The 17,641-nt window shown below is 74.9% G+C and carries 15 protein-coding genes; 8 read left to right on the top strand and 7 right to left on the bottom strand.

What is annotated here, in order from left to right; genetic code table 11:
• Positions 1-41: 41 nt before the first annotated feature.
• Positions 42-521 (top strand): DinB family protein, encoded by a 480-nt coding sequence (locus tag ABD990_RS18855; protein ID WP_345381889.1) that lies wholly within the window; start codon positions 42-44, stop codon positions 519-521.
• Positions 522-668: 147 nt separating this feature from the next.
• Here the strand turns inward: ABD990_RS18855 and ABD990_RS18850 are convergent, their stop codons facing one another.
• The 5 genes from ABD990_RS18850 to ABD990_RS18830 all read right to left on the bottom strand — a co-directional run bounded on the left by ABD990_RS18850 (position 669) and on the right by ABD990_RS18830 (position 7,476).
• On the bottom strand, positions 669-824 hold the full coding sequence (locus ABD990_RS18850; RefSeq protein WP_345381888.1) for a DUF6131 family protein: 156 nt from the start codon (positions 822-824) through the stop codon (positions 669-671).
• 123 nt (positions 825-947) lie between these two features.
• Positions 948-3,113 carry an FUSC family protein gene (locus ABD990_RS18845; RefSeq protein ID WP_345381887.1) on the bottom strand — a complete coding sequence of 722 codons (2,166 nt, stop codon included), beginning with the start codon at positions 3,111-3,113 and terminating at the stop codon, positions 948-950.
• Positions 3,110-4,567 (bottom strand): glucose-6-phosphate dehydrogenase, encoded by a 1,458-nt coding sequence (zwf, locus tag ABD990_RS18840; protein WP_345381886.1) that lies wholly within the window; start codon positions 4,565-4,567, stop codon positions 3,110-3,112. Before zwf ends, ABD990_RS18845 begins: the two co-directional genes overlap by 4 nt.
• Positions 4,564-5,583, bottom strand: coding sequence for a phosphogluconate dehydrogenase (NAD(+)-dependent, decarboxylating) (gene gnd / locus ABD990_RS18835; protein ID WP_345381885.1), 1,020 nt, complete (start codon positions 5,581-5,583; stop codon positions 4,564-4,566). Before gnd ends, zwf begins: the two co-directional genes overlap by 4 nt.
• An 18-nt stretch (positions 5,584-5,601) precedes the next feature.
• The gene (locus ABD990_RS18830; RefSeq protein ID WP_345381884.1) at positions 5,602-7,476 is read right to left on the bottom strand and encodes a glycoside hydrolase family 15 protein; all 1,875 of its coding nucleotides are present in this window, start codon (positions 7,474-7,476) and stop codon (positions 5,602-5,604) included.
• A gap of 111 nt (positions 7,477-7,587) precedes the next feature.
• Here ABD990_RS18830 and ABD990_RS18825 point away from each other — a divergent pair, with 111 nt between their 5' ends.
• A complete protein-coding gene (locus ABD990_RS18825; protein ID WP_345381883.1) occupies positions 7,588-8,010 on the top strand; it encodes an SRPBCC family protein in 423 nt (140 codons plus the stop codon).
• A gap of 3 nt (positions 8,011-8,013) precedes the next feature.
• On the opposite strand, the gene ABD990_RS18820 is transcribed toward ABD990_RS18825, so the two are convergent.
• Positions 8,014-8,610: a QsdR family transcriptional regulator gene (locus tag ABD990_RS18820; RefSeq protein ID WP_345381882.1), complete on the bottom strand. Its 597-nt coding sequence runs from the start codon at positions 8,608-8,610 to the stop codon at positions 8,014-8,016.
• Positions 8,611-8,751: 141 nt separating this feature from the next.
• Here ABD990_RS18820 and ABD990_RS18815 point away from each other — a divergent pair, with 141 nt between their 5' ends.
• Positions 8,752-9,840 (top strand): alpha/beta hydrolase, encoded by a 1,089-nt coding sequence (locus ABD990_RS18815; RefSeq protein ID WP_345381881.1) that lies wholly within the window; start codon positions 8,752-8,754, stop codon positions 9,838-9,840.
• Positions 9,841-10,698: 858 nt separating this feature from the next.
• Here the strand turns inward: ABD990_RS18815 and ABD990_RS18810 are convergent.
• A complete protein-coding gene (locus ABD990_RS18810; RefSeq protein WP_345381880.1) occupies positions 10,699-11,409 on the bottom strand; it encodes a GntR family transcriptional regulator in 711 nt (236 codons plus the stop codon).
• Between the two features lie 147 nt (positions 11,410-11,556).
• Here ABD990_RS18810 and manD point away from each other — a divergent pair, with 147 nt between their 5' ends.
• From manD to ABD990_RS18785, 5 genes are all read left to right on the top strand, one after another.
• Positions 11,557-12,765, top strand: coding sequence for a D-mannonate dehydratase ManD (gene manD / locus ABD990_RS18805; RefSeq protein WP_345381879.1), 1,209 nt, complete (start codon positions 11,557-11,559; stop codon positions 12,763-12,765).
• The gene (locus ABD990_RS18800; protein WP_345381878.1) at positions 12,762-14,210 is read left to right on the top strand and encodes a mannitol dehydrogenase family protein; all 1,449 of its coding nucleotides are present in this window, start codon (positions 12,762-12,764) and stop codon (positions 14,208-14,210) included. The genes manD and ABD990_RS18800 overlap by 4 nt, the downstream gene beginning before the upstream one ends.
• Before the next feature lie 65 nt (positions 14,211-14,275).
• Positions 14,276-15,652, top strand: a complete 1,377-nt coding sequence (locus ABD990_RS18795; protein WP_345381877.1) for an MFS transporter — start codon at positions 14,276-14,278, stop codon at positions 15,650-15,652.
• The gene (locus ABD990_RS18790; protein WP_345381876.1) at positions 15,649-16,665 is read left to right on the top strand and encodes an L-idonate 5-dehydrogenase; all 1,017 of its coding nucleotides are present in this window, start codon (positions 15,649-15,651) and stop codon (positions 16,663-16,665) included. The genes ABD990_RS18795 and ABD990_RS18790 overlap by 4 nt, the downstream gene beginning before the upstream one ends.
• A complete protein-coding gene (locus ABD990_RS18785; protein ID WP_345381875.1) occupies positions 16,662-17,630 on the top strand; it encodes a sugar kinase in 969 nt (322 codons plus the stop codon). Before ABD990_RS18790 ends, ABD990_RS18785 begins: the two co-directional genes overlap by 4 nt.
• Positions 17,631-17,641 lie beyond the last annotated feature (11 nt).

Below are 17,641 nucleotides of genomic sequence, written 5' to 3'. Positions count from 1 at the left end.
GAGCTGCTGTGGCCTCGGCCTGCGGCTGAGGGGAGAGGCTGATGGGCTCGTTCGATGTGCCGCTCGAGGACGAACGCACCCAGATCGAGGCGTTCGTCGAGGAGTACCGCAGCGCCCTCGAGGCGACGCTCGACGGCCTCACCGAGGAGCAGGCCCGCCGCCGGCTCGTCCCGTCGGCGACGACGGTGCTCGGGCTGCTCAAGCACGTCACGTGGATGCAGCGGGTGTGGTTCGAGGAGTGCGTCGGCGGTACGTCCCGTCGAGAGCTCGGCCTGGTGCAGAGCCCGGACGAGTCCTTCCGGCTCGCCGACGACGACACCATCGCCTCCGTCACGGCGGCCTACCGGAAGGCCTGCGCGACGGCCCGCGCGGCGGTCGCCGGCCTGCCGCTGGACGCCGTCGTGACCGGCCACCGGGCCGGGCCGCGCACACTGCGCTGGGTGTACCTGCAGGTCCTGCGCGAGCTGGCCCACCACTGCGGGCACGCCGACATCCTGCGCGAACAGGTGCTCGCCGGCTGACCTGTCCGCAGAGGACCCCTGACACACCGCGGCCGTGCCGACGCACGAGCGTCGGCACGGCCGCGTGGAGAACTCCGATCCTCCCTCGACGGTCGGGGCCGCCGGCGGGAGGCGTCGCGGGGGAGAGCCGCGACGGGATCACGCTCCTCAGAAATAGTGCCTGCGCCCGCCGACCGCCCGGCCGGCCGAGCCGAGGATCGCCAGGACGGCGCCGACGACCAGCAGGATGATGCCGAGGATCCACAGCAGCGAGATCTTCAGCAGGAATCCCAGCACCAGCAGGATCAGGCCGAGAATGATCATTGTTCCGTTTCCTCCACAGTGTCACGCCCCCTTCGGGCAGAGTCTCCAGAGGACGGAATCCCCAAGCGTCGACTCACGTTTCGATGCGAAACCGTGATGCCGAACCGGGGCCCGCCGGAGCGTTCACCCCCGCGGCGGGCGGCGCTCCGCGGCCGTCGACCCGGAGGGGTCGCTTTTGACCGGCGAACCGGTGTCGCCGGCGACGGCGCGGCGGACCCGGGCGAGGTTGTCGCAGAGGGCGTGCAGCCAGCCCCACCCGTCGAGCAGCCGGGGGTCGCCCTCGCCGGGGATCGGCGGGAACCGGCTCCGGCACTCCTCGGCGAGGCCCTCCGGCACCCGTCCCGCACCGATCGCGTCGGCGGTGCGCCGGTACGCCCGGGCGACGTCGGCGGTGGCCTCGCGCAGCGCGTCCGCGTCGGGCGCGGCGTGCCCTACGCGCACGCTGAGCAGCGCGGGATGGCGCTCGCGGAGGGCACCGCTGTAGGCGTCGAGCCGGTGGACCACGAGGACGACGGTCAGCCAGTCCGGGCCCGCGGCCCCGCGCGGCATCGGCTCGGTGCGGTACTGCACGTAGGCGTGCTCGAGCAGGGTGGCGGCGGCGTGCAGCCGGGCGGGCTCGTCGGCGTGCGGCACCGGGGACCGGGCCAGCTCCGCGGCGACGACCTCGGCGTCGTCGGCCACCGCCCGCAGGGCCTCGGCGGCGACCCGCCCCACCTCCCCGCCGCCACCCCGGGGCCACACGGCCGCGCCGATCACGGCCCCGATCAGCCCGCCCACCAGGACGTCGACCAGCCGGACCTCGGCGAGCTGCCAGGTCGGCGGGGCGAGCTGCGCGAACAGCGCCGCGACCAGCACGGTGAACCCCGCCTGCGCGGCAGCGACGCCCAGGAGCGGGCCCGCCGCGAACGTCACGAGCATGACGACGGGCAGCAGCCACGCGTAGACGGTCCGGTCGTCGCCGACCAGGACCAGCATTCCGGCGGCCAGGACCGCGCCGACGAGCGTGCCCGCGAAGGCCCGGATCAGCACCGGCCGGTCGGCCGACGCCGAGGTGCGCATGAGGCTGAGCGTCGCGAGCAGCACCCAGAACCCGTGCGCGAGGTCGAACACCCCGGCGACCACCCGCGCGACGGCCAGGCCGAGCGCGAGGCGGACGGCGTTCTGCAGGTAGACCGAGCGCGGGGTGAGGTGCGACCGCAGCCGCCGCCCCCACAGCTCGGCCGGCCCGGCGTGGAGGAACCAGAGCATCGGCGGGGCGTCCGCGGGCGCCGGGCGCGGCGCACCGGACCAGCCCGAGATCGCGAGGGCGGCGAGCCGGGTCTCCTCGGCGAGGGCGACGGCGGCGAGCCCGGCCCGCAGGGTCACCGCAGGCCCGGGGGTGCGGGCGGCGTCGTGGGCGCCGAGCGCGGCGTCGAGTGCGGCCGTGTCGACGGGCAGGGCCTCCCGCCCGGCCCGCAGGGTGCGGGCGAGTCCGCGGAGCACCCGCGCGGTCTCGGCGACGAGGTCGGCGGTCCGCGGGTGCGCCGTCGCGCCCGGGCCGGTGAGCAGGTCCGCCAGCGCCACCGACCGGTCCGCCGCGGCCCGCACGGCCGCGGCGGTGGTGAGCAGGCTGCGGTCCCGCCGTCCCGGGCCGAGCGGCCGTTCGGCGCGGGCGAGGCGGGTGATCCGCAGGTCCTCCGAGGACTGCAGCACCTCGCGTTGGTGGGCGAGCTCCGGCGCGGCCGCGCCGGGGACGCGGAGGGACTCGGCCAGCGCTGCCGCGAACCCCGCGACCTTGTCCGCGAGCACGGCCATCCGGTCGGGCACGGGCGTCGGGACCGGCGGGGGCAGGAGCCAGCGGTCGGCGGCGATCAGCAGCGCGGCACCGAGGACGAGGCCGAGCAGCCGCTGGTCGAGGGTGTCCGGCTGGAAGGGCGGGAAGCAGGGGAGCACGTAGAGCAGCTGCAGCCCGTTGGCCACGCCCACCACGCGCGGCCCGCCGGTCCCGGCGTAGGCGACCACGAACCCGACGACGAGCATGCCGGCCGCCGCGGCCCAGGTCCCGACGGCGAGCAGGGTGCCCAGGCCGACCAGCACGACCCCTGCGGCGGTCGCGGCCAGGAAGGTGCGCAGCCGCCGGTCCGGCGGGCCGGTGACCTCCGACAGCGCACCCAGCGCGATGACCGTGAACAGCGCGTAGACCGCGATCACCGAGTCGCCGAGGCCGTAGAGGCAGCCGTAGAAGCCGGCGAGCGCGGCCACCGAGATCCGGATCGCGCGGCGCAGGACCGGCGCGGCCGGCGACCTCACCGGGCGAGGGCTCCCTCCGGCACGGCCCGCGACGCCGGGGTGGACGCGGCGGCGGGCGCCGCCGGCGGCAGGGGGACCCAGCCGTCGGGCCCCGGCACCCGCTCGGCGGCCTCCGGCCCCCACGAGCCCCGCGGGTACGGCGCCGGCGCCGTCGCCGGGTCGAGGATCGGCTCGACGATCCGCCAGGCCTGCTCGATCGTGTCCATCCGGGCGAAGTGGGCCGGGTCGCCCGCGAGCGCGTCGCCGAAGATCCGCTCGTACGGGGCGTGGACGGGCCCCAGCACCTCCCGGAAGTCGACGGCGAGCGGGATCTCGGTCGGCACGTCCCCGCGGCCCGGTTGCTTGGCCAGCAGCGAGATCGTGATGCCGGCGCGGGGCTGCAGGCGCAGCCGGACCCGGTCCGGCGGCATCGTGCCGGTGCCGCCGGAGAACAGGGCGCGCGGCGGCGGGCGCAGCACGGCGACGATGTCCAGCAGGGTCTCCGGGAGGGCCTTGCCGGCGCGGAGGTGCACGGGCACGCCGGCCCACCGCCAGTCGTCGACGTGGAAGGTCGCCGCGACCAAGGTCTCCGTGGTGGAGTCCGCTGCGACGCCCGGGGTGTCGAGGTACCCGTCGTACCGCCCGCGGACCACCTCCGCGGGGTCGAGCCGGCGCACGGCCCGCAGCAGCCGTGCCTTGGCGTCCCGCTGGTCGTCGGCGGCGTCGGAGAGCGGGGCGTCCATCAGCAGGTAGGCCATGACCTGCAGCAGGTGGTTCTGCACGACGTCCCGGACGGTGCCCACGGCGTCGTAGAACGAGCCGCGGTCGGCGACGTCGAAGTCCTCGGCCATGGTGATCTCGAACCGGTCGATCCACTGCCGGTTCCACAGCGGCTCCAGCAGCGTGTTCGCGAACCGCAGCACCAGGAGGTCCTCCACCGGCTCCTTGCCGAGGAAGTGGTCCACCCGGAAGATCCGGTCCTCCGGGTAGTGCTTCGCGAGCAGGGCCTGCAGCGCGCGGGCCGAGGCGAGGTCGCGGCCGAAGGGCTTCTCGACGACGAGCCGGGACCGGGTGTGCAGGCCGACCCCGGCGAGCCCGTCGGCGACCGTGCCGAACAACGACGGCGGGACGGCGAGGTAGTGCACCGCGAACGCCGTGGGCCCGGCCTGCGCGGTGATCGCGTCGGCGAGCCGGGTGAACACGGCCGGATCGGTGTAGTTGCCCGCCACCAGGTGCGTCGAGCGCTGCAGCCGGTCGAGGGCGGCCTCGTCGACCTGGCCCTCGACCGCCCGGACGCAGTCGGCCATGTGGGCGCGCAGCCGGTCGTCGTCCCAGTCCGTGAGCGCGACGCCGAGGACCGGCACGGTCAGCTCGCCGCGGGTCGTGAGCCGGTAGAGCGCCGGGATGATCATCTTCTTGGCGAGGTCGCCCGTGATGCCGAACAGCACGAGGACGTCGCCCGCGGGAGCACTCACGCGGAGCCCTTCTCCAGGTGCCCGCCGAACTCCAGCCGCTGCGCGGACTCGACCTTGTCGGCGAACAGCTCGCTGCCGCGGGAGGCGAACCGGCTGTACAGCGCGGCGGTGAGCAGCGGCGCCGACACCCCCTCCTCGATCGCGGCGATCGAGGTCCAGCGGCCCTCGCCCGAGTCGGACACCCGGCCGGCGAACTGCTCCAGCCCCGGGTCGTGCTGCAACGCCTCGGCGGTGAGGTCGAGCAGCCAGGACCCGATCACGCTGCCGCGCCGCCAGACCTCGGACACCTCGGCCAGGTCGATGCCGTCGTAGGGGTAGTACTTCGGCTCGCGCAGCGGGGCGGTCTCCGCGTCGGCCTCCGCCGGCCGGACGCCGGCGCCCGCGTTGCGGATGACGTTCAGGCCCTCCGCGTAGGCCGCCATCAGGGCGTACTCGATGCCGTTGTGCACCATCTTCACGAAGTGCCCCGCGCCGGACGGCCCGCAGTGCAGCCAGCCCTGCTCGGCCGGGCTCGGGTCACCGGTGCGGCCCGGCGTGCGCGGCGCGGCCGCGACGCCCGGGGCGAGCGAGGCGAACACCGGGCGCAGCCGGGAGACCGCGCGGTCCGGTCCGCCGATCATCAGGCAGTAGCCGCGGCCGAGGCCCCACACCCCGCCGCTGGTGCCGCAGTCGACGTAGTCGATGCCGCTCGCCGCGGCCTGCTCGGCACGGTCGATGTCGTCCCGGTAGGACGAGTTCCCGCCGTCGACGATCGCGTCGCCGGCGTCCAGCACCTTCAGCAGCGCGGACACGGTGTCACCGGTGATCGCGGCGGGCAGCATCAGCCAGACGGAGCGGGGTGCCTCGAGGCCGGCGACCAGCTCCTCGGGTGAGCCGGCGCCCCGCGCGCCCTCGGCCTCCAGGGCGGCGACGGCGTCGGCGGAGACGTCGTACACGTGGCACTCGTGCCCCGCGCGCAACAGCCTGCGCACCATGTTGGCGCCCATCCGGCCGAGCCCGATCATCGCGATCTGCATGCGTGGTCCTCCGGTGTCTCAGGTGAGTACGTGCGGGCCGGAGCCGCGCGCGACCCGCCCGGCGCCGTGGTCGAGCTGGTGGTCGAGATCCACCGCCGCACTGATCAGCGCGAGGTGGCTGAAGGCCTGCGGGAAGTTGCCGAGCTGCTCGCCCGTCGCCCCGATCTCCTCCGAGTACAGGCCGAGATGGTTGGCGTAGGTCAGCATCTTCTCGAAGGCGGTGCGGGCGTCGCCGAGCCGGCCGGAGCGGGCCAGCGCGTCGACGTACCAGAAGCTGCAGAGCGAGAAGGTCCCCTCGGTGCCGGTGAGCCCGTCCGGCGACGCGGCGGGGTCGTAGCGGAAGACCAGCCCGTCGGACACCAGGGTCTCGTCGATCGCCCGGAGCGTGGACTGCCACAGCGGATCGCTCGGCACCACGAACCCGGCCCGGGGCATCATCAGCACGGCCGCGTCGAGGACGTCGCCCCCCAGGTACTGCACGAACGCCTGTCGCCCGGCGTCGAAGCCCTTGGCCATCACCTGGTCGTAGACGGCGTCGCGCTGCCGGGTCCAGTCCGGGATGTCGCCGGGCCTGGCCCGCTCGCGGGACATCCGGATGGCCCGGTCGAACGCCACCCACGACATCAACCGCCCGTAGACGAAGTCCTTGCGCCCGCCGCGGGTCTCCCACACGCCCTCGCCCGGCCGGTCCCAGTTCTCGCAGAGCCAGCCGAGCATGTCCCGCACCGCCTGCCACCCGCGGTGGTCGAGCCGCACGGCGTGCTGGTCGGCGAGGCTCAACGAGTCCAGCGCCTCGCCGAAGATGTCGAGCTGCAGCTGGTCGGCGGCGCCGTTGCCGATGCGGACCGGCCGCGAGCCCCGGTAGCCCTCCAGGTGGCCGAGGGTCTCCTCGGTGAGGTCCGCGCTGCCGTCGACCCGGTACATGATCCGCAGCGGCCTGCCGTCGGGGCCGTCGTGCTCCCCGACCCGGTCGGCCAGCCACCGCCCGAACGCCGCGGCCTCCTCCGTGTAGCCCAGGCTGAGCAGGGCGTGCACCGAGAACGAGGCGTCCCGGATCCAGGTGTAGCGGTAGTCCCAGTTGCGTTCGCCGCCGACCTGCTCGGGCAACCCGGCCGTGGGTGCGGCGACGAGCGCGCCCGTCGGCGCGTAGGTCATGAGCTTGAGCGACATCGCCGACCGGTGCACCGTCTCGCGCCAGCGGCCGACGTAGGTCGAGCGCCGGAGCCAGGCCCGCCAGAACTCGACCGTGTCCTCGAAGCGGGCGTCGGCCTCGCCGATCGGGATCCGGCGGGGCCGCAGCCCGGCGCCGGACTCCAGCACCGCGCCGACGGCCTGCCCGGCCGAGAGGGTGACGGTGGCCCGGACGTCCGGCCCGTCGCGCTGCCAGTCGAGCGCGCCCCCGCCGTCGACGATCGTGTTCAGGCAGAGATCGAAGTCGGGGCCGTGGAAGACCGCACCGTCCGCCGTGATCTCGGTGGTGTGGCCGGCGCGGCCGTAGTCGAAGCGCGGCCGGCACTCGAGGGTGAACCGCAGGGTGCCCCGCACCACGCGCAGCACCCGGACGATCTCGTGCCGGTCGGTGGCCGCCCCCGCCCGGACGGGCATGAAGTCGTAGAGCGCGCCGACGCCGTCCTCGGTCATGAACCGGGTCATCAGCACGGCGGTGTCGTGGAAGTACCACTGCCGCCGCGTGATCTCCCCGTCCGTGTCGGGCGCGATCCGGAAGAACCCGCCGCGGGCGCGGTCCAGCAGCGCGCCGAAGACGCTCGGCGAGTCGAACCGCGGGCAGCAGAACCAGTCGACGCTCCCGTCCGTGGTCACCAGTGCCGCGGTCTGCAGGTCGCCGATCATGCCGTGCTCGGCGATCGGGGGATAGTCGTCGGGATAGGCCACGCCGCGCTCCTCCCTCGCCCGGACGCGGGCGACCCGTGGTCGCGCTCGTCCTGATCACATCGGCCGTTAACCGGGCCGTGACGGGCGGCGAGATCCGGGTACTGCGTCGGCATGACCGAGTACGAGGCCGAGCGCCGGCTGCACCATCCCGCGGAGACCGTGTTCGCGGTCGTCGCCGATCTGCACCGTGCGGACGACTGGGGCCCGGGCGATCTCCACGTCCGGAGCCAGGACGGGGACCTGACGACCGTCGACAAGGGCGGGGACGAGGACGGCGGGACCGACGACGGGGACGCGACCGGGCTGGCCCGGGTCCGGCCGGAGCAGCTGCGCGTGGAGTGGGGCGTGCAGGGTTCCCCGGACTACACGGGCTGGATCCAGGTGATGCACGCCGACGAGGGGCACTCGCGGGTCGTGGTGCACCTGTCCTTCCTCGGCGACCGGCCCGAGGCGCACCCCGGGCCGGCGGCGGACGCGGTGCAGCGGCGGCTCGAGGAGGGGCTCACGCGGCTGGCGGAGCGGCTCGAGGCCTGACGGTCAGCCGGGCGGCAAGAGCGCCTGCAGCACGCGCGCGGCGCGTGTGCCGTCCGGCTCCTCCCCGGTGATCGTGCGCAGGTAGACGTAGGACTCGATCACCCGCACCAGGGTGTAGGCCAGGTCGTCGAGCGGGATCGGGCTGGCCAGCCGGCCCGCCGCCGTCTCCGCCGCGGCCAGCTCCCGGACCAGGCCGACCAGCCTGGGCTGGAAGCCGCCCGACGACAGCGTGAGCAGCCGGAGCGCGAACTCGCCCTCCTCCTCGAGGAACCGTCGCATCCCGCGGTGGGCGAGGGTGTCCGTGACGAACCGGCTCAGCAGCGCGGCGAGGGTCGAGACCCCGGCAGGGGCCGCGATCTCCCGCCGCAGCGTGCGCTCGGTGAGCGACCAGACGACCTCGCACAGCAGCAGCTCCCGCGAGCCGACCCAGCGGTAGAGCGTGGCCCGGTTGACGCCGAGCTCTGCCGCGAGCGCCTGCATGTCGATCCGCTCGCCCGCCTGGAACCGGCGGCGGGCCAGCAGGAACGCGTCGAACGCGCCGGGCCGGGCGGCGCCGGACCCCGCGAGCCGCCGCTGCAGCGGGGTGGGGGTGGGTGGCACGGGGCACGTCCCCTCGTTGACGCTCGCTGTGACGCCGCTCATACTAGCGACACTTCCGCGTTCTGTCGCATCGATGCGACGCGCGGACGCCTGTGACGCAGCAGCCGGTCCCGACCGCCGATCTCGACGAGGAGAGCGCCCATGACCACGGACGTGCCGACCGCCCCGAAAGCTCACACCGCCCCCGGCCGGCTGGGGGACCCCGCCCTGACGATCGGCACCGATCCGCGGGCCGATCCGCGGATGGTCGCGGTGATGGGGGAGCTCGGGCTCCTCGACCACGCCGACGGCGCCCCGCTCACCCCCGACGCCGGGCGCGAGACGCTACTGCAGTTCGTCGACGCCGTCGAGGAGGGGTTCGAGGGACTCTTCGCGAGGCTCGCGGAGGGCCTGCCGCCGATCCACGGCGTCACGTCCGAGCTGCGCACGATCACCGGCGACGGCGGCCACGAGATCGGGCTGCACGTGCACCGGCCCGAGGGGGTCGACGGCCCGCTGCCGGTGATCTACCAGGTGCACGGCGGCGGGATGGTCATGCTGGCCGCGACGGGCGGGCTCTACACGCGCTGGCGGAACGAGCTGGCGGCGGCCGGCGCCGTCGTCGTCGGGGTGGAGTACCGCAACGGCGGCGGCGCGCTCGGCCCGCACCCGTTCCCGGCGGGGCTGGAGGACTGCGCGACGGGGCTGCGCTGGGTCGCCCAGCACCTCGAGGAGCTCGGCGGCACGCACATCGTGGTCACCGGGGACTCGGGCGGCGGCAACCTCGCGCTCGCCCTGCCGATCAAGGCGAAGCGGGAGGGCTGGGCGGACGCGATCGCGGGTGTCTACGCGCAGTGCCCGTACATCCTTGGCGACTGGACCGACGCCTCGCTCCCGTCCCTGGTCGAGAACGACCGGTACTGGCTCAACCGCAGCCTGTTCCCGCTGCTCGCGGAGGTGTACGACCCGGGGGCGGGCAACGCGACGGAGGCGACCTGCTGGCCGTACCACGCGACGGCCGACGACCTGGCCGGGCTGCCGCCGCACGTCATCTCGTGCAACGAGCTGGACCCGCTGCGGGACGAGGGGATCGCGTACCACCGGGCGCTGCTCGCGGCCGGCGTGCCGTCCGTGGGGAAGGTCAACCTGGGGCTCTGCCACGTGGGCGAGCTGATGTTCCGGGCGGCGATGCCGGACGTCTACGCCCAGGCCGTCCGGGACGTCCTCGGCTTCGCCCGGTCGCTCGGCTGACCCACCGGAGGGCCGGCCGGACGCACCGGCCGGCCCCGTCACGCTCCGGGGCGGCCGGGGTCGCGCGAGGGTGGCGAGCGCCAGCACCGCCAGGCCGGAGGCCACCACCATCACCACGGCCATGACCAGCGGGCTCGCCCCGACCAGCGGTGACACGACGGCGCCGAGGCCGAACTGCAGCGCGCCGAGCAGTGCGGAGCCGGTGCCGGCGATGTCCCGCATCTCCGCGGAGGCCAGGGCGGCGCCGTTGCCCAGCACGAGGCCCAGGCTGGTCACGGCCAGGAAGAGCACGACGAGCGCGGGCCACCGCGGCGTGCCCGCCAGCACCACGACGAGGAACGCCACGGCGAGGACCAGCAGCGCGACCACCCCGACGCCGAGCAGCCGCCGCGGGCCCACCCGCCCGGCCAGCCGGCCGCCGACCAGGCTCGCGACCGTGAGGCCGGAGAACAGCCGCACCGCCCGGTCGCCCGAGGTCCGATCGGTGATCACCGCGCGGCTCAGCACGACCCCGGCCGCCCCGCCGAAGCCCTGCAGGAACCGCGCCACGACCAGCTGCTCTCCCGGACCCTGCGGCGGTCCGGGGAGCAGCACGTCGGACCGGATCCGCTGCCGGCCTCCGAGTTCGACGTCCTGCAGTTCGTCTCCGCCCTGCTGCGGACGAGCGAGCGGGCGCGGCAGCATTGCGCGCTCCTGGAACGGGCGTGGGCGCGGACTGTCGCCGGCGCCCTCGGCGCGCTGTCCGCCGACGAGGCCGCGGCGGTGCGGGCCGCCGTCCCGGGTCTGATGAGGCTGGCCGAGGCGCTGTCGCTGGGGGAGCGGGGGGCCTGAGCCCGTCGCGTCCCCTACTGCCGGGGCCTACTCCCAGACGACGACGTTGCGGCGCACCGGCACCGAACCCGACGCCGAGGCGAACAGCTCCGGCGAGCGCTCGCGGATGGCCTCGACGTCGTCGAACACCGCGCGCAGGTGGGTGCGCATGGCGGCGCGCGCCCGGCCGACGTCCCCGGACAGCACGGCCTCGAGGATGTCGACGTGCTGCTCGGCGAACCCGGAGGGCGGCGTCTCCTGCAGCCCCAGCCGTCGGGCCCGGTCCAGGTGGCCCTTCGCCGAGACCACGGTGGCCCAGGCGCTGCCGTGCCCGGCGAGCCGCAGCAGCCCGTGGTGGAACGCCTCGTCCAGCGCGAAGAAGTCCTCCACCGTGAGCCCGGGCCGGCGCTGCTCCTCGAGGTTGCGGCGCAGCTCCGCGACGATCTCCGGGTCGGGCTCGGCCGGGAGGTCCTCCAGCGACGCCAGCTCCACGGCCTCCCGCAGGAACTGCGCGTCGGCCACCTTGTCCGGGTCGACCCGGGAGACGAACGAGCCCACCTGCGGGAAGACCTGCACCAGGCCCTCCTCCACGAGCAGGATCAGGCTCTCCCGCACCGGGGTGCGGCTCACCCCGAGGGAGGCCGCCAGCTCGTTCTCCGACAGGGCGGCACCCGGCGGCAGCTCGAGGGTGAGGACCTTGCGGCGCAACGTCTCGTAGACGGCGCGACGGCTGGTCCGCGGGCTGGTCGTCCGGGTCACGTCCCCACGATATCCCGTGGGCGGCGTCACTGATCGATCGTCCGGCCCGGTCTTGCGCACCTTCGCGACCGATGCTTGTATACAAGTACTGCGCGACCAGCCGTGGGACGCGTGCGTGGACCGGATCGTCCGAAGGAGTGGGACCTGGTGAGCAGGATCGAGCGGGCCGAGGTGTTCGTCGCCTCCCCGGGCCGGACGTTCGTGACCCTGCGGATCACGACGTCCGACGGGGTCGTCGGGCTCGGCGACGCGACCCTCAACGGCCGCGAGCTCGCCGTCGCGAGCTACCTGCGCGACCACCTCGTCCCGCTGCTGATCGGCAAGGACCCGGCGCGCATCGAGGACATGTGGCAGTACCTCTACCGGGGCGCCTACTGGCGCCGCGGCCCGGTCACCATGACCGCGATCGCAGCCGTCGACACCGCGCTGTGGGACATCAAGGGCAAGGTCGCGGGCCTGCCCGTCTACCAGCTGCTCGGCGGCCGCTCCCGGGACGGCGTGCTGGTCTACTCGCACGCCAGCGGCCGGGACACCGCGGAGCTGCTCGACGACGTCGAGCGCTTCCTGTCCCTGGGCTACGAGGCCGTGCGCGCCCAGGCCGCGGTGCCGGAGGTCGGCGGTACCTACGGTGTCCGCAAGGGCAAGCTGTACGAGCCCGCTGCCGCCGCGCTGCCGGACGAGCAGCCGTGGGACACCGAGGCCTACCTGAACTTCGCGCCCACCTACCTCGAGGCCGTCCGCGAGCGCTTCGGCTTCGGCTTCCACCTGCTGCACGACGTCCACCACCGGCTCACGCCGCTCGAGGCGGCCCGGTTCGGCAAGGCCGTCGAGCCGTGCCGGCTGTTCTGGATGGAGGACCCGACGCCGGCCGAGAACCAGGAGGCGTTCCGGCTCATCCGGCAGCACACCACCACGCCGATCGCCACCGGCGAGGTGCTCAACTCGATCTGGGACGTCCAGACGCTGATCACCGAGCAGCTGATCGACTACGTCCGGACCACAGTCGTGCACGCCGGCGGGCTCACCCACCTTCGCCGGATCTTCGACCTCGCCGCGCTGTACGGGGTCCGCACCGGCTCACACGGCGCCACGGACCTCTCGCCGGTCAGCATGGCCGCGGCGGTGCACCTGGACGTCGCCGTGCCGAACTTCGGCATCCAGGAGTACATGGGCCACGCCGACGAGACCCTCGAGGTGTTCCGCGGTGGGCCCACCCTGGCCGACGGCATGCTGCACCCGACGGAGGTGCCCGGCCTCGGCGTCGAGTACGACGAGAAGGCGGCGGAGCGCTTCCCGTACCAGGCCCGCTACCTGCCGGTCGCCCGCCGGCTCGACGGGTCGGTGCACGACTGGTGAGCACCCTGGTCACCGGCCTGGACCGCGCGGCGCTCGCCCGGGTCCCCGCCGACGCCCGCCCGCTCGTCGAGCCCGGCGCGCTGCGGCCGCGGGTCCTGCACCTCGGCCTGGGCGCCTTCCACCGCGCCCACCAGGCCGTCTACACCGAGCGCGCGGCTGCCGCCACGGGCGAGCCGTGGGGGATCGCGGTCGTCGCGCCCCGCTCCGCGGACACCGCGGCCGCGCTGCGCGCGCAGGACTGCCTGTGGTCGGTGACCGAGCGGGGCGCGGCCGGCAGCCGGACGTACGTGGTCGGGTCCGTGGTCGAGGCGCTCGCCCTCGTGCCCGACGCCGCGCGCGTCGACGCCCTGCTGGCCGACCCGGAGGTCTCGGTCGTCACGCTGACGATCACGGAGAAGGGGCACCACCGCCGGCCCGACGGCTCCCTCGACACCGCCGACCCGGCGGTCGCCGCGGACCTCGCCGCGGGGCCGGACGGGGCCCGGACCGTCGTCGGCCGGCTCGCCGCGGGCCTGGCCGCGCGGATGCGGGCCGGGGCCGCGCCGATCAGCGTGGTGTCCTGCGACAACATGTCCTCGAACGGCACCGCGCTGGCCGCCGTCGTGCGCGGCTTCGTCGAGGCGGCGAGCCCACCGGACCGGGACCTCGTCCTGGACCGGTTGGCCGCGGCCGTCACCTTCCCGTCGACCATCGTGGACCGGATCGTGCCGGCTACGACGGAGGCCGACCGCGAGGCGGCCGCCGCCGCGCTCGGCGTCGCCGACGCGCTGCCGGTGGTGGGGGAGCCCTACCGGCAGTGGGTGCTGGAGGACCGCTTCGCCGGCCTGCGCCCGGCGTGGGAGCGCGACGGCGCCCTGGTCGTGCCGGACGTCGCGCCCTACCAGCTCACCAAGCTGCGGCTGCTCAACGGCGCCCACTCCGCGCTGGCCTACCTCGGCCTCGCGGCCGGGGCCACGACGATCGCCGACGCCATGGCGACGGGCTGGGGCGAGACCCTCGTCCGGACCCTGGCCGCCGAGGTCGCGCCGACCCTGCCCCCCGACGGCCCGGACCCGGCCGCGTACGCCGCGGACCTCGTCGAGCGCTTCCGCAACCCCGGGATCCGGCACCTGCTGCGGCAGATCGGCTCGGACGGATCGCTCAAGGTCCCGGAGCGGTGGCTCCCGGTGCTGCGCGAGCGAGGAACGGGACAGTGCCCCGTGCTGGAGCTGGCCCTGGCCGGATGGGTGCACGCGACCCGGCCCGGCGCTCGGGGACAGCTGCACGGCACCACCGACCCGGCCGCCGAGGCCCTCGCCGCCTGCTGGCGCGGCAGGGACCCCGAGGCGACCGTCCGGGGACTGCTCGACGCGATCGGCGCCCCCGACCTGGCGGCGACGGACGGCCTGGTCACCTCGCTGGCCGCCCACCTTCCCGCCCTCTCCGCGGGGCGCGTCGAGCTCTGACCAGGGCCCGGCAGCCTCCCTCGAACGACACCCCACCCAGCGGTCACTGAGCAACGGAGTTCACGATGACGGACAGCACGACGGACAGCACCAGGACGGAACCCCCCGGCGTGGCCACCCGCACGACGCGCGACCTCACCAAGGCCGCCGTGTCCGGGTGGCTCGGCACCGCCATGGAGTTCATGGACTTCCAGCTCTACTCGCTGGCGGCCGCGATCGTGTTCAACACGGTCTTCTTCCCGGACGTCAGCCCGGCGATCGGCCTGATCGCCGCCATGGCGACCTACGGCGTCGGGTACGTCGCCCGGCTCGCCGGCGCCGTCTACTTCGGTCGGATGGGCGACCGGCTGGGCCGCAAGAAGGTGCTGTTCATCACGATCCTGCTGATGGGCGTGTCCACCACGCTGATCGGCGCCCTGCCGACCTACGCGACCATCGGCATCCTCGCCCCGATCCTGCTGGTCGCACTGCGGCTCCTGCAGGGCTTCGGCGCGGGCGCGGAGATCGCGGGCGCCACGGTGATGCTCGCCGAGTACGCCCCGGCCCGCCGCCGCGGCCTCATCTCCTCGCTGGTGTCGCTGGGCACCAACTCCGGCACCCTGGCCGCGTCCGGGATCTGGGCGATCCTGCTCGCCGTGCTCTCCGAGGAGCAGCTGGTCGAGTGGGGCTGGCGGATCCCGTTCCTGCTCAGCTTCGCGCTGATGATCTTCGCGGTGTGGCTGCGTCGGAACCTCAAGGAGAGCCCGGTCTTCGAGGAGCGGGCCGACGTCGTCGACGGCGTCGCGCTGTCCCGCACCGAGGCCGCCCAGGAGGGTGTGCTCGAGGCGGGCCTCAAGCAGCGCAAGGGCAAGGCGTTCTTCCTCGCCCTGGGCCTGCGCTTCGGGCAGGCGGGCAACTCCGGCCTGGTCCAGACGTTCCTCGTCGGCTACATCGCCACCACGCTGCTCGTCGACCGCTCCATCCCGACCGACGCGATCGTCTACGGCTCGCTGCTCGGCTTCGCCACCGTGCCCCTCATCGGCCTGCTCGGGGACAAGGTCGGGCGCCGCCCGGTCTACGTCGGCCTCACCATCGCGACCATGCTCGTCGCCTTCCCGGCGATGCTGCTGATCACCAGCGGGAGCGCCGTCGCCATCACGCTCGGCATGATCCTCGCGCTCAACATCGGTGTCCTCGGCCTCTTCTCCATGGAGAGCGTGACGATGGCGGAGCTGTTCGGCGCCCGGACCCGGTTCACCCAGCTCGCGCTGGCCAAGGAGATCGGCGGCATTCTCGCCACCGCCATCGGGCCGGTCCTCGCCGCCACCCTCACCGCCGTGACCGGCAGCTGGTGGCCGATCGCCGCGATGCTCGTCGTCTACTCGGCGATCACCCTCGTGTCGACCCTGCTCTCCCCGGAGACCCGCGGGCGCGACCTGGTGAAGCTGGAGGACGCGGCGTGAGATCTGTTGTCGTCCACGGGGCGGGCGACCTGCGGGTCGACGAGCGCCCCGACCCCGTCGGCGGGCCCGGCGAGGTCCTGGTCGCCATGGAGTGGGGCGGGATCTGCGGTTCCGACGTGGCCTACTGGAAGAACGGCGCGTCCGGCACCGCCTCCCTGCGCCACCCGCTGGTGCTCGGGCACGAGGTGGCCGGCCGGGTCGCCGCGCTCGGGCCCGGGGTGACCGGCCCCGAGGTCGGCACGCCGGTCACGGTCCACCCGGCCGAGCTGGTCGGCGACGGGCACCTGCCGGAGCGGATCGCCGGGCGCACCAACCTGTACCCGCAGGTCAGGTACTTCGGGTCGGCGGCCTTCGACCCGCACACCGACGGCGGCTTCAGCGGCCTGCGCGCCGTCCGCGCCGACCAGCTGCGGGTCCTGCCCACGGGCGTCGACACGCTGTCCGGTGCCCTCGCCGAGCCGCTCGCGGTGGCGATGCACGCCGTGGCCCGGGCCGGGGAACTGCGCGGGCGCACCGTGCTGGTCAACGGCGCCGGCCCGATCGGCTCGCTGGTCGTGGCCGCGGCGAAGCACGCCGGGGCGGCGACCGTGGTGGCCTCGGACATCGCGGAGGTGTCCCTCGACGTGGCCCGCGCGATGGGCGCGGACGAGACCGTCGACGTCTCCGCGGGATCCCTGCCCGAGGACGTCGAGATCGTCTTCGAGGCCTCCGGCGCCCCCGCCGCACTGGGGTCGGTGCTGCGCGCCACGGCCCGCGGCGGCACGCTCGTGCAGGTCGGGAACCTGCCCGGTGCCGCCGTGTCCGCCGCGCTCGGCGACCTCGTCACCCGCGAGATCACCTGGATCGGCTCGTACCGGTTCGTCGAGGAGATCTCCGACGCGCTCGCGGCGATGGCCGCCGGCCTCGACGTCACCCCGGTGATCAGCCACCGCTTCCCGATCGACGCCGCCGCCGACGCCCTCGCGGTGGCCGCGGCACCCGGGAGCAGCAAGGTCATGCTGGAGCTGTCGTGAGCGCAGTGGTGACCCTCGGCGAGACCATGGCCCTGCTGACCCCCCAGGGCCGGCTGATCGCGGGTTCCGCGATGACCGTCGGCATCGGCGGGGCGGAGTCGAACGTGGCCATCGGGCTGGCCCGGCTCGGCGTCGACGCCACCTGGGTCTCCCGGGTAGGCGACGACGACCTCGGGCGCGCGGTGGTCCGCGAGATCCGCGCCGAGGGGGTGCGGGTGCTCGCCGGCACCGACCCCGACGCGCCCACCGGGATGATGCTCAAGGAGTTCCGTGGCGGGCGGCCGCACCGGGTGCGGTACTACCGCGCCGGCAGCGCCGCCTCGCGGCTGGCGCCCGCGCACGTCGACGCGGTCGCGGACGAGATCGCCGCGGCCCGGGTGCTGCACCTGACCGGGATCACCCCGGCCCTCGGCACCGGTCCCCGGGCCGCGGTCGTCCGGGCGGTGGAGATCGCGCGGGAGGCGGGCGTGCTCGTCTCGCTCGACGTGAACCACCGCCGCACCCTCTGGTCCGACGCGGAGGCCCGCGCGGTCCTCGCCGACCTCGTCGCGACCTGCGACCTGGTCCTCGCCGGACCGGAGGAGGCCGCGCTCGTCCTGGGCCTGGACCCGGGCCCGGTCGACGCCGAGTGGGGCGCCGACCTGGCCGCCCGGCTCGCCAAGCTCGGACCCGCCACCGCGGTGGTGAAGCTGGGCCCGCTGGGGGCCGTCGCGGTCGCCGACGGCGCGCCCGTCCACGCCCCGACCCGCGCGGTCGAGGTGGTCGACGCCGTCGGCGCCGGCGACGCGTTCGTCGCGGGTTACCTCGCCGAGCTCGTCGAGGGCCGGCCCGCCGAGGCCGCCCTCGCGCTCGGCAACGCCGCGGGAGGCGCGGTCTGCCTGGTCCCGGGGGACTGGGAGGGGCTGCCCACCCGCGCCGAGCTCGCGGCCCTGCAGGCCGACCCGATCACGGACGTCGTCCGGTGAACCGCTCAGGA

The organism is Pseudonocardia yuanmonensis, from assembly GCF_039542425.1.
GTDB classification, from domain to species: Bacteria; Actinomycetota; Actinomycetes; order Mycobacteriales; family Pseudonocardiaceae; genus Pseudonocardia; species Pseudonocardia yuanmonensis.
The sequence above is the reverse complement of the archived record's forward strand: the minus strand, read 5'-3'. Positions and strand labels throughout refer to the sequence as shown.